Below are 11,106 nucleotides of genomic sequence, written 5' to 3'. Positions count from 1 at the left end.
GGCGGAAGCCTCCGTTTGCCCTCGCGTTATCATTTCATTATCAACCTTTTAGCCACTTAAGTTTACAGCAATGCCCCTAACCCCCTGAAGGGGGAACCGCCGTCGCACGCAACGACTTTTCTACTTAACAACTTATTTCCATCTATTTCTTCTTATTTCTGACCTCTGGCCTCTGGCTTCTGGCTTCTGGCTTCCGGCTTCCGGCTTCTGACCTCTAAAACCAGACATCAAAAATAGCAATCTTTGCCAACTTAAATTCACGGCATAAATTATCCCAACCTAAATCGATGCACTGCAATGGATAAATTTTCATATTTTTGAAACCAACCCCCAAAAAAAAACAAACACCCATGAACATAAAAATACATTGTTTTCAACATGCCCCCTTCGAAGATATGGGGTGCATAAAAGACTGGATAAAAAAAGAAGGTTTTCAGCTAAGTTATACCCGCTTCTATGAAAAATGGGAAATACCGTCTGTCGACACGTACGACTGGCTCATCATCATGGGCGGGCCAATGAATGTAGATGAAGAAACCCAATATCCATGGCTAAAAGAAGAGAAAAAAGCCATAAAAAAGGCCATCAATAGCGGGAAGACCGTTCTGGGCATCTGTTTGGGTTCTCAACTGATAGCTACTGCGCTGGGTGCTAAAGTTAGAAAAAACCATGAACCCGAAATCGGGTGGTTCGACGTATCGCTTACCGATGAAGGGCAACGAAGTCGACTGTTCAAGGGTTTTGACAACACCTTCAAAATATTTCAGTGGCACGGCGACACGTTTGAAATACCGAAAGGGGCATATCATTTAGCGTCCTCACCCGTCTGTAGAAATCAGGCTTTTGCACTCGGAAACAAAGTCTTGGGCCTCCAGTTTCATCTCGAGGTGACGGCCGAAAGTCTGGACCTGATGCTGCAAGATTCTGCGGACGACTTGATAGAGGCGCCCTTTGTCCGGAAGAAAGAAGAGATTCTGGAAAATTCTCATTATATTTCTTCGACCAACAGGCTCATGTATCAGCTATTGGATCGTTTAAAGGAGAATTCCTGACCGTTTTGTTGATCGGGCCAATTCAACAACCAACTCTTGAATCTGATTTAGAATAAAAAAAATTTTCCCATGAAAACAATCATTGGAAACATCACCGTTGAATGTGTTCAGGGCGATATCGCCGCACAACCCGACATGGCAGCCGTGGTCAACGCCGCCAATGCGCAATTAATGCCCGGCGGTGGCGTGGCAGGTGCCATCCATCGTGGTGCCGGTCCGGGTCTGGCCGAAGAGTGCCGCCCCTTGGCTCCCATCAAGCCGGGTGAAGCAGTGATCACAGGAGCTCATAACCTTCCCAATCAATATGTGATCCATTGCCTGGGACCGGTATATGGTGTCGACAAGCCCGAAGCGCAGCTGCTGGCCAACTGTTATCGTAACGCCCTTCGGCTGGCCGAAGAAAAACGGATCAACGCCGTAGCTTTCCCGGCCATATCCACAGGGATCTTTGGCTATCCCCTGCGCGATGCCACCAACGTGGTTGCCGACACCATCAAAAAGATGGCGCCGACACTGAAAAATGTGAAGTCAATCCGCTTTGTGCTCTTCAGCCAATCAGACCTGGAGGTGTATAAAGAGATCCTTTGCTAAAGATCCTCCACGAGGGATTGAACGGCATTGGCCAGATAAATAAACGAGCCGGCAACCGTTATCACGTATTCGTTTTCGCCCCACAGGAAAGGCCAATCTTCCTTATTCTCCGGATAGTCAGGTTTCAATATCAGGACCCCCGGAACAATGCCACCGGCGATAAATGAAAAATCGGCTCTGTTCATTCCATAAGCGACTTTCTTGGAATGAAGCCCCACCCCTGAAACAAACGAAATATCGGAACCAGGATGACAGCCTAAAATATAATTTATAGCTCGGAAAACAGACTCCTTGTCCACAACATCCGGGAATGCCTTATAGATCATATAGTTGGCAACGCCATTTTCTATAATGGTTTCGTTACCGGCCCATCCCCCTTCGGTAATAGGCACGCCAAAAGGATTGCGATACTTCAGGCTGTCCATTGTTTCAGCATACTGCCGGGTTCTTTCCTTCACCTGATTGACAAAAGCCTCATCCATATAAGGCAAAGCAGGGAAAAGTGACGTAATTAAATACCCAAACTGTTGACGGATATCCGGCCACAACGCTCTTATTCGCCCGGCATATTTTTCCTCGCCGGTAGTGATCAGCAGTTCAGTTGTGGCTCTTAGTTCCTCCAGCAGCAAAGGACCTCCCGTGGTATTCCCCACATAGAAAATATCGGGCTCCTTACCCTGCTCATGATTCCATACCCTAACAGCTGTTTCCAGACATTCCCTGGCCAATTCCGGATTGATCTCTTGCAAGGCACGGGATGCCGCTGCCAGCGCCGAGGCAGAACCATAGTTAAGAGGTGTTGACTTACTGGTAAACGCCCACCTGTCATCAAAAGTGCCACTATAAGGGTATCTTACCTCCAAAGAGTCGAGAGAAGAATCGAAGATCAGATTATCGGTCATGGTTAATCCATCACCCAAATGGGTATACTGAGAGATATAAGGAACGATTATTCCCGGGATGGCATGCCCCACGGCACGATGTTGCGCTACCAAGGCCAAGGCACCATGTTCAATCTGCTGAAGGATGTCGTTTTTCCCGTCGGGGTGATGAAGATCCACAAATCGGTTTTCCTGATCCACCAAGGTCTCATCGCGGAAAAGATCAAAATCCTCCCAGGCATGGACCAATCGCAAAACCGTATGATATTGCGATTGCGTACGGATATCATAATCCCCTGCATCATACCATCCACCAATATTCAATCCGGGAATATGCTCACCGGGACGATAGGGCGAGTCGGTGGTCGGACCCTGCGCATAAAGGTCGAAATGCTCATGATTGACAGGTGCCTGCAGAGCATCATCCAAATGTGAGGCCCCATGCCAAACCCTATAGGCTTCATTGACCAACACATGATCCATTTGCACGGGCATATAAATGTCGAGGGTTGGATGCCATACTCCTTCATAAACATCTTTATCTACACGAATTACCCGGCTTTGCAGGTCCCCATATTTCACCACATAAAGCCCGGGTTCTGACACATCCGAGAAATCAAAAATACCATATTGATACCGATGATATTGCCCCCACATCTTCACCGGGCCTTCGAAAATGGTCTTTCGATTTCCAGATTCATCAACTTTCAGAAGAGAGGCCTGTGAGAGACCTTTATCTCTTCGATCCAATTCAATAACGGCCTGTTTCATCTGTGAGGGATGATACCCTACCTGTGAAAAGCTGATTACGGGCTCACGCAGCCACCCGCCAACAGCCGACACATGAAGCCGCCACTCAATGACCTTTCCTTTCTTTCCTGAGGGAATCAAACTCCGTAATACGAACCAACCATTTTGTGCCTTATTACGACCGTCGAAAAACAACAATTCCTGCTCCGACTCAACGGTTATTCTCCGATAATCATCTTCCGGTGCCAGCACCATCCGATGACCGTCAGCTAAGGGCACTGGAACGGTATTCCCCGCCTCATCGACGGTGGTAGGCCCCGACGGATAAAGAGGAAAAATTCCGGCTTTGCCATCCATGAGATAGGTCTTTTCGAAATACGCTGCCGGAAGGAACTCCAGGTTAAAACCGGCCTTTCCTTCCAGCTCGGCCGGCAAGGGATTATCCAGATGAACACTGATCAAAAGATCATCATCCTGTGGCTGGGTGCGAATCATATAGCCAAAGTTGGGATATTCCAACCAGGCCTTCACAATATGATTAAGGCTGTCCACCTCTTTTTTCACAAACTTCGGGATAGGATCCCACTGCTCCGGAGTGTGATTGAGCCGAACATCTCCGTTGGTTACCGTTCGCTTTCCATGATGAATAACCTCAATGCCACTCATCTTGGAATCGCTGAAATACCCATTGTACCAATTGGAAAACATTAAAATATTCACCCCTTCAGCTTCATAATAGGCAGAATCATTTAACACCAGAGTTTCTTTACCATCTTTTTCAGAATAATCAAACCCGGATATCAGTCCCCCAATTAACAGGGCTATCAGGAAAAAGTAAGCACTTCGAAAATTGTTGGTTTTCATAGTATATTAGATTTAGTTATCCTTATGGAGGTTGAAACAAGAAGAAAAACTCACAAAAAATGCATACACGTCTCTTATTGTGGTTAATTCTCTCACTTCCCCCAAATACCTCTTCTTTGTTGTGGGGGATTTCTAAACAAACCACCCGTTTCTCCACCTGCCGGTGACAATCAAAATTACCAATTATTCAATGGCTTTAAGGCGATTAGCAGGTGGTAATTTCTGTTAAAATGGTAGAAATATCTGCATCCACCACCCCCACAGCCACTTTAACCGAGCTCTCTGTTCAAATCAAAAACCGCCTCATCCATATTGTTTTTGAATATTTTTCCATAATATTGCATAACCAACCACCAACCACATGCTCATCCAGATAGCGCTCATCACATCGGTCATTCTTCAGTTTGGTGCCTTTTTTAATACATTAACACTGATTCGTCGTACCAAATTCAACATATCGTGGATTACCATATCCATCGCCTTCTTTTTAATGGCAGTGCGTCGAATCAGTGAACTGGCAGTATTTATTGAAAATAGCCCACGAAGCACTGCCGACCATTTCAACAATTGGATAGCGGTATTTATTTCACTGTTAATGTTTATCGCTTCCTTCTACATACGGCGAATATTTAACCTTCAGGCCAGAATAGACCGTATGCGCAAAGAAAATGAAGCCAGAGTCTTATCGGCCATCATAGAAACAGAAGAAAAAGAGCGTAAACGCTTTTCCCGTGAATTACACGACGGACTGGGTCCCATTCTCTCATCGGTAAAGATGGCCTTTTCGGCCATTGACAAATCCCTGGCCACCCCTCGCAACAAAAGCATCATTGAAAAAACCGAAGCCTCTATCGACACGGCCATAGATACCGTTCGGGAAATATCCAACAACCTAAGCCCTCATCTGCTCGAAAAATTCGGATTAAAAAAAGCCATTCATACCTTTTACCACAACATTCCACAGCCGGAAAAACCTCTTTTCCATCTAACCACCACGCCTGAACAGATTCAACTACCTTACAACATTGAAGTAATCCTCTATCGCATTTTTTGCGAACTGATAAACAACACGCTGAAACACGCCAACGCCCGAAACATTGATATCTCTCTTTTTCATCCACATAAGGAGTTGGAACTGCACTACTCGGATGATGGAACGGGTTTCAACCCATCGGACCAGGATCCTGTGGGTACAGGACTGGCCAATATTCGCTCACGGGTTAAATCGTTGGATGGAAAAGTGGATTTACACACCGGAAACAACAAAGGCTTTTTCCTAAAAATTAAAATTCCGCTATGAAGATCTATATTGTTGACGACCATCGATTATTTAGAGAAGGACTCCACATGCTGCTATCGGAAGTAGAGGGCATTGAAGATATAGCAGAAGCCGACAACGGGAAAGAATTTCTGAAAAATGCCCCTTTATATGCTCCGGACATTGTTCTGATGGATATCGAAATGCCGGAAATGAATGGCATTCAAACCACACGGCAATACCTTTCGCAGACGCCGGACGCCAAAGTAATAGCCCTTTCGATGTATGGCGACGAAAACTACTACACCGGAATGATTGATGTCGGTGCCAAAGGCTTCCTGCTCAAAAACTCCAAATTCGAAGACGTTCAAAAAGCCATCACCGAAGTGGCCAATGGCAACAACTACTTTTCGCCCGAAATACTGAACGGCATCATCCGCAGTCTGAACCATAAAAAAAACGGCCCCAAAAACAGCGACCTCACAGCCCGCGAAATCGAAGTGCTTTACCATATCTGCAAAGGTCTTTCCAATCAGGAGATAGCCGATGTTCTGAATCTCAGCAAACGCACGGTAGACAAACACCGCGAAAACATCCTGCTTAAAACCCAATCGGCCAATACCGCACAAATGGTGGTTTTCGCCATTAAAAACAAAATCTTTGAGGTTTAAAACATCTCTCTCGTTCTCAACCATATTACGCCCTGCGGTTTTCTCTTCCGGCCGATACGTTTATAAACGTATCGGCTAAATAGGTTAAAATACGCTTTCACAGAAAAGCCTAATCGCTCATCTTTGTTTCGGCAATTCTATGTTCCGATAGAACCTAACAAACATCTTACATCAATTAAGGGTTTCAATATTCCGGTGGCTTTATTTTGGGAAAAGAATACACGATAAATCCACCCATTCAACAATCATAAAACAAAAGTTTACAACATGTTAATTCCTTTTCTGATACCATTTGTTATTGCCTTGTTTTTGGCGATCAACATGGGCGGTAGCGGCACGGCGCCCGCCTTTTCGGCTGCCTATGGTGCCAACATCATCAAGAAAGCTGCGGTGCCGGGACTGTTTGGGGTCATGGTTTTTTTGGGGGCCATCATCGGCGGAAAAGAAACCGCCAAAACAGTAGGAAAAGGTCTATTGGATGGACAATTCATGACCTTTTCGGTGGTATCCATCATTCTGGGATCGGTGGCGTTGGCACTCCTCATCGCCAACCTCTTTGGCATACCTCAATCTACCAGCCAGGCCACTGTTTTGGCGGTGGTCGCGCCCGCCATCTATTTCGATTCGGTAAACACCCATAAACTGTTCTTCGAAATCATTCCCACCTGGTTTTTTATGCCAATCATTGCCTTTGTATTATCCTTCCTGATTGGAAAATACATCTACAAGCCCATACGGAAAAAGGGATATACCATATCCAAACGACTCAATGACAACTATCTGTTGAAAGGCCTCATCGTGCTGATGTCAATGTACGTAGCCTTTTCCATTGGCACCAACAACGTGGCCAACGCAGCCGGGCCGGTGGCCGTAATGTCGTGCAACGAATTAAATGTAAGTAGTTCCCATTTTATTCATGTGCTCATTCTGGCCACCCTGATAGTGGCCCCCAGCTTTGGCATAGGCAGTTCCATCTTTGGCAAGAAGATCTTACAGAACACAGGAAAAGAGATTGTCTTATTCGGTCGTATTGAAGCTGTTATTATTGCCTTTATCTCTGCCACCTTATTGCTATTGGCATCGGTGCTGAAAGGTATTCCCACCTCACTGGTTCAGCTCAATGTTGCTTCTATTATTGGCATTGGCGTTGCCAAACTGGGATTTAAAAATATTTTCCGGAAGACCGAAGTCAACCGCTTTTTTGTCATGTGGGTCATCGCCCCCATCATTGCATTTATCATATCTTACCTATTTGTCTGGCTCGCCGATTATTGGGATCTCATTTACATCTAATCAGCGGATAAACCATCGGCAAAATATGAATGCCCTTGGCGATGTTTATATCGCTGTTTCCTCTTCATCGCCCAGATAAAAGCCGGTATGATGATGATCCATTTGGTGCTGACGGGATATATCGATCATCGATGAATCATCAATCCAACCATTCATCAAAGCATGTTGTGCTGCCTCTTCCGTATTGTCAATAAGCAATACCGGGACATCCAGTGCCTTCAATTTATTGGCAGTGCGCATGGTTTCGGAATGCTTATGCGATTTTCGAACACATCGGATATAAACGGCTTTCACACGTCCGGGAAATTCCTCTGCGATCCTTAAATAGATATTCGGATCATGCTGACCGCTGTCGCCAATCAATACAAAATTGAGGGTAGGAAAAAAGGAAAACAGAAAACGGATCTTTTCAAATTTATGCTCGTGATTTCCACCCCCGGTCTTCCAGAACTTAAAGACATTATGTTTCAATTCCTTCAACAACAAAGGCCCTAAAGGAATGGAACGATATTCAAAAAAATCAATGAGCAGATCATAAAGATTCCACTCACTACTCGAGACATAAAACATCGGATTGGGTCCCGGTTCATTCGCCGAGCCTTTATGAAGAGCGCGGTAAAAGGCGGTAACTCCTTCGAAAGGAATCCTGGTGCGTGCATTTTTAAAAAGCATCAGCCTCAGCTTCTTCAAGGTACGAGTGGAGTGTGAAACCATAACGGTATCGTCAATGTCGGAGATAACCCCATAGGAGACCTTGCCCGACGCCACCATCACCTTCCCCTCTGCCGTTATTGGTCCCTGATTTTCCACCACCTCGTCCAATAACTCATAATTAACCTTTTCAAAACGCAGTCCGGAGGAGAAAGGGACGGGAAACTTCATATAACAATAAAAGAGCCCCAACTCGTTGGTTTCCACAATTTCCGTCCGACCATAAAACACAACTTTTACTCTTACACCACTTATTTCATCACTCACATACCGTTTAAACATCGACAACATATTCACCCCGGACCGCTCTCCCGACCGGGGTTTGGCAAGACCTTTATCTTCCGTTACATTACCCGAAATATAAACCTCTCTTCCGTTACTCACACCAATGTATGGTTCAATGATCGGAACTCCCAGCCATCCCAAACGTCTTTTGATCCTGAGCCGTATCCGCCGAAAAGGACTCCCGGCGGTATGCAATATGTATTGAAAAGTTTTAGAAATAAAAAGCATCTTACCCGTCGTTTTTTTATATCTTTAAACAACAAATGGTGATAAGAATCATTACAACAGATTACTATTCATACCACGTCAAACCGGTAATTCGTTAATATGAACAAGCGAACACCAATGATGGATCATATAACCCAAAAAACATTTTTTTCAGAGGCCCGATTTATTCAAACCAATAAAGCCATCTCGGAGAGATCATCAAACAACGACAATTAGTCATTGAAACCGGAAGTTGGATTACTTGTACATTCAAATATAGTCATTCTAAAAAAACATTAAGTTAATTATCCAATCTGTTTATCCATCTGATTCCGACATCGATCAACTTTTCATTTCCAACCATCTGACCATTAAATAGAGAGATATTTCCTATGGAACTCACAAAAAAAAGAAAGGTTCTTTTCGTGATCAATCCTGCATCGGGTAATGACAATAAGAGCGATATCCGAAAGCTACTGACACAATATTGCGGGAAATATACCCTTGCGCCCTTCTTCGTCGAGACCACCGGGGAAAACGATCGTACGAATATCGTTTCGGCCATCGAGAAATATGCCCCCGAAGTGGTAGCGGCAGTTGGCGGAGATGGAACCGTCAATCTGGTTGTTGGTGCCTTAACAGAACACAACACGGTTAAATTAGGTATTATCCCAACAGGATCGGCCAACGGAATGGCTTACGAACTCAACATTCCTACGCAACTGGAAAACGCAGTGGAAATCATTGCCAGAGGCGTTTCCAAACGAATAGATCTTTTATTAATCAACCATAAACATATTGCAGTGCATCTTAGTGACTTGGGCCTAAATGCCCGAATTATTAAACGTTTCGATCAACAAAATATCCGCGGGTTATATGGTTATGCACGACAATTTTTAAAAGAAGTAATCGCTCTTTCCTCCTTCAAATGCACAGTCCTTCCCAGTAAAAAGCGAAAACATAATTACAGGGCTGTCATGGTAGTCATGCTTAACACCCATTTTTATGGTACCGGCGCCATTATCAATCCAAAAGGACGAATGGATGACGGAAAATTTGAAATTGTGATTATAAAACCCTACCCATGGTATTATATATTTAGTATGTTTTTCGCTTTCTTTACGGGAAATATTCACAAACTACGACATGTTAAAATCAAATCATGCAAACGCGCCCAATTAATTCTAAATCCCCCTCAAGACCTTCAAATTGACGGAGAACCGTTAGGTGAAGTGAGCCAAGTTGAAATTGAAATTATACCCTCTGCCATAGAGGTTATTTACAACGACCAGGAAGACCATTTGTTCTTTAGCCCCGCAGAAAAAAACAGAACTTGAAAGGCAAGAGTAGCGGGTGAGCCGGAGTGACTGAAAATATTGAAAACGCCGGAGGAAAGAAGCTATATATTAGAATTAAACATAAGTAGAAATGAATTGATATAAATAGAAATTAATAGATATAATTGGATATAGTTTATTAATAAAGAGTGCAATCTGATTTCTGGCTTCTGACTTCTTACTTTGGGGCCTCCCATTTGGTTGCAAAGAACCCTAAAGAATAATAAAAATGAAACCATTCATTTCCAAAAACTAATTATTTCAACCTATTTCCATATATATCCCAAACCCGAAACCATAAACTTAGAACTAAACTATCGAAAATCAACAAAACAATAAAAATGACGACAAAGAATCCAGAACCCATATTTTCAGAACAAACAGACTTTTTTTCAATAACTGCTCGTAAAAAACCTGTCTTCTTTTTCGACTATGACGGTACATTGACACCCATCGTCAGCAAACCGGAACTGGCACGACTGAGTGACGAGATGAAAAAGCTGCTGCAACAGCTGTCACAAAAGTTTACGGTGGCCATCGTTACCGGTCGCGATCTGGAAGACATCAAAAAACTGGTGGGACTCGATCATCTCATCTATTCAGGAAGTCACGGATTTCAGATTTCCGGTCCGGAAGGATTGACCATGGAACATGAAAAAGGAATTGCCCTCCTGCCCCAACTCGACAAAATAGAAGATAATCTGCGGGATATTCAGAAAAAGTATCCCGGAACACAGGTCGACCGAAAGCGTTATGCCGTAGGCCTCCATTACAGAAATGCCAAAGAAGAAGATATCGAAAATATTTTGTCGGACTTTGACGAAGTATTAAAAAGACATCCAGCCTTTAAAAAAGGAACGGGGAAAAAAATTGTGGAAGCAAAACCCAATATCGACTGGCACAAAGGGAAAGCGGTATTATGGATACTGGAAAAACTTGGTTTAAAAGAGAACACGTCGGTGATCCCCATCTATATCGGCGACGACGATACCGATGAAGATGCCTTCGAAGCTTTGGAAGAAAACGGTGACGGTATCGGCATTATGGTCAGCCACAACGGAAATCCCACCCATGCCTCCTATTCACTCCAAAATGTGGAAGAGGTAAAACAACTACTCAAAAAAATAATGACTCTGTATTAACGTCGAAGCATTCGACCCACAAAAAATATACAGAGTCATTGGATGTTCGCATGATCTCGACCCA

The 11,106-nt window shown here is 44.0% G+C and carries 9 protein-coding genes; 7 read left to right on the top strand and 2 right to left on the bottom strand.

The annotated features are described in order from the left end of the window. Positions 1 to 350: 350 nt before the first annotated feature. Both ACT29H_RS13505 and ACT29H_RS13500 read left to right on the top strand, forming a co-directional pair. Positions 351 to 1,052, top strand: a complete 702-nt coding sequence (locus ACT29H_RS13505) for a type 1 glutamine amidotransferase (protein ID WP_444822170.1) — start codon at positions 351 to 353, stop codon at positions 1,050 to 1,052. A 69-nt stretch (positions 1,053 to 1,121) separates the two neighbouring features. Next, positions 1,122 to 1,643 (top strand): macro domain-containing protein, encoded by a 522-nt coding sequence (locus ACT29H_RS13500; RefSeq protein WP_444822169.1) that lies wholly within the window; start codon positions 1,122 to 1,124, stop codon positions 1,641 to 1,643. On the opposite strand, the gene ACT29H_RS13495 is transcribed toward ACT29H_RS13500, so the two are convergent. Beyond that, complete coding sequence (locus tag ACT29H_RS13495) at positions 1,640 to 4,138, bottom strand: glycoside hydrolase family 9 protein (RefSeq protein ID WP_444822168.1); 2,499 nt, start codon at positions 4,136 to 4,138, stop codon at positions 1,640 to 1,642. The two genes, ACT29H_RS13500 and ACT29H_RS13495, sit on opposite strands and share 4 nt — an antisense overlap. A 361-nt stretch (positions 4,139 to 4,499) precedes the next feature. Here ACT29H_RS13495 and ACT29H_RS13490 point away from each other — a divergent pair, with 361 nt between their 5' ends. The 3 genes from ACT29H_RS13490 to ACT29H_RS13480 all read left to right on the top strand — a co-directional run bounded on the left by ACT29H_RS13490 (position 4,500) and on the right by ACT29H_RS13480 (position 7,360). Continuing rightward, positions 4,500 to 5,438: a sensor histidine kinase gene (locus ACT29H_RS13490; protein WP_444822167.1), complete on the top strand. Its 939-nt coding sequence runs from the start codon at positions 4,500 to 4,502 to the stop codon at positions 5,436 to 5,438. Beyond that, positions 5,435 to 6,067, top strand: coding sequence for a response regulator (locus ACT29H_RS13485; RefSeq protein ID WP_444822166.1), 633 nt, complete (start codon positions 5,435 to 5,437; stop codon positions 6,065 to 6,067). Before ACT29H_RS13490 ends, ACT29H_RS13485 begins: the two co-directional genes overlap by 4 nt. Before the next feature lie 267 nt (positions 6,068 to 6,334). After that, the gene (locus ACT29H_RS13480) at positions 6,335 to 7,360 is read left to right on the top strand and encodes an anion permease (RefSeq protein WP_444822165.1); all 1,026 of its coding nucleotides are present in this window, start codon (positions 6,335 to 6,337) and stop codon (positions 7,358 to 7,360) included. A 45-nt stretch (positions 7,361 to 7,405) separates the two neighbouring features. Here ACT29H_RS13480 and ACT29H_RS13475 read toward each other — a convergent pair whose 3' ends face one another. Next, positions 7,406 to 8,584, bottom strand: coding sequence for an App1 family protein (locus ACT29H_RS13475; protein WP_444822164.1), 1,179 nt, complete (start codon positions 8,582 to 8,584; stop codon positions 7,406 to 7,408). A 371-nt stretch (positions 8,585 to 8,955) separates the two neighbouring features. Here ACT29H_RS13475 and ACT29H_RS13470 point away from each other — a divergent pair, with 371 nt between their 5' ends. Then, positions 8,956 to 9,900: a diacylglycerol/lipid kinase family protein gene (locus ACT29H_RS13470; RefSeq protein ID WP_444822163.1), complete on the top strand. Its 945-nt coding sequence runs from the start codon at positions 8,956 to 8,958 to the stop codon at positions 9,898 to 9,900. Positions 9,901 to 10,241: 341 nt separating this feature from the next. Next, positions 10,242 to 11,042 carry a trehalose-phosphatase gene (gene otsB / locus ACT29H_RS13465; RefSeq protein WP_444822162.1) on the top strand — a complete coding sequence of 267 codons (801 nt, stop codon included), beginning with the start codon at positions 10,242 to 10,244 and terminating at the stop codon, positions 11,040 to 11,042. The last annotated feature ends 64 nt before the right edge of the window (positions 11,043 to 11,106 follow it).

The sequence above is a fragment of the Thermophagus sp. OGC60D27 genome (assembly GCF_052400625.1).
In the GTDB taxonomy this organism is placed as follows: domain Bacteria; phylum Bacteroidota; class Bacteroidia; order Bacteroidales; family Marinilabiliaceae; genus Thermophagus.
Note: the sequence above shows the minus strand (reverse complement) of the source record. Positions and strands in the feature narration are given on the sequence as shown.

What these genes read in the sequence shown, in the direction of transcription:
- ACT29H_RS13505 (WP_444822170.1), top strand. Translation starts at nt 351, where the DNA reads ATGAACATAAAAATACATTGTTTTCAACATGCCCCCTTCGAAGATATG.
- ACT29H_RS13475 (WP_444822164.1), bottom strand. Translation starts at nt 8,584, where the DNA reads ATGCTTTTTATTTCTAAAACTTTTCAATACATATTGCATACCGCCGGG.
- ACT29H_RS13470 (WP_444822163.1), top strand. Translation starts at nt 8,956, where the DNA reads ATGGAACTCACAAAAAAAAGAAAGGTTCTTTTCGTGATCAATCCTGCA.
- ACT29H_RS13500 (WP_444822169.1), top strand. Translation starts at nt 1,122, where the DNA reads ATGAAAACAATCATTGGAAACATCACCGTTGAATGTGTTCAGGGCGAT.
- ACT29H_RS13480 (WP_444822165.1), top strand. Translation starts at nt 6,335, where the DNA reads ATGTTAATTCCTTTTCTGATACCATTTGTTATTGCCTTGTTTTTGGCG.
- ACT29H_RS13490 (WP_444822167.1), top strand. Translation starts at nt 4,500, where the DNA reads ATGCTCATCCAGATAGCGCTCATCACATCGGTCATTCTTCAGTTTGGT.
- ACT29H_RS13485 (WP_444822166.1), top strand. Translation starts at nt 5,435, where the DNA reads ATGAAGATCTATATTGTTGACGACCATCGATTATTTAGAGAAGGACTC.
- ACT29H_RS13495 (WP_444822168.1), bottom strand. Translation starts at nt 4,138, where the DNA reads ATGAAAACCAACAATTTTCGAAGTGCTTACTTTTTCCTGATAGCCCTG.
- otsB (WP_444822162.1), top strand. Translation starts at nt 10,242, where the DNA reads ATGACGACAAAGAATCCAGAACCCATATTTTCAGAACAAACAGACTTT.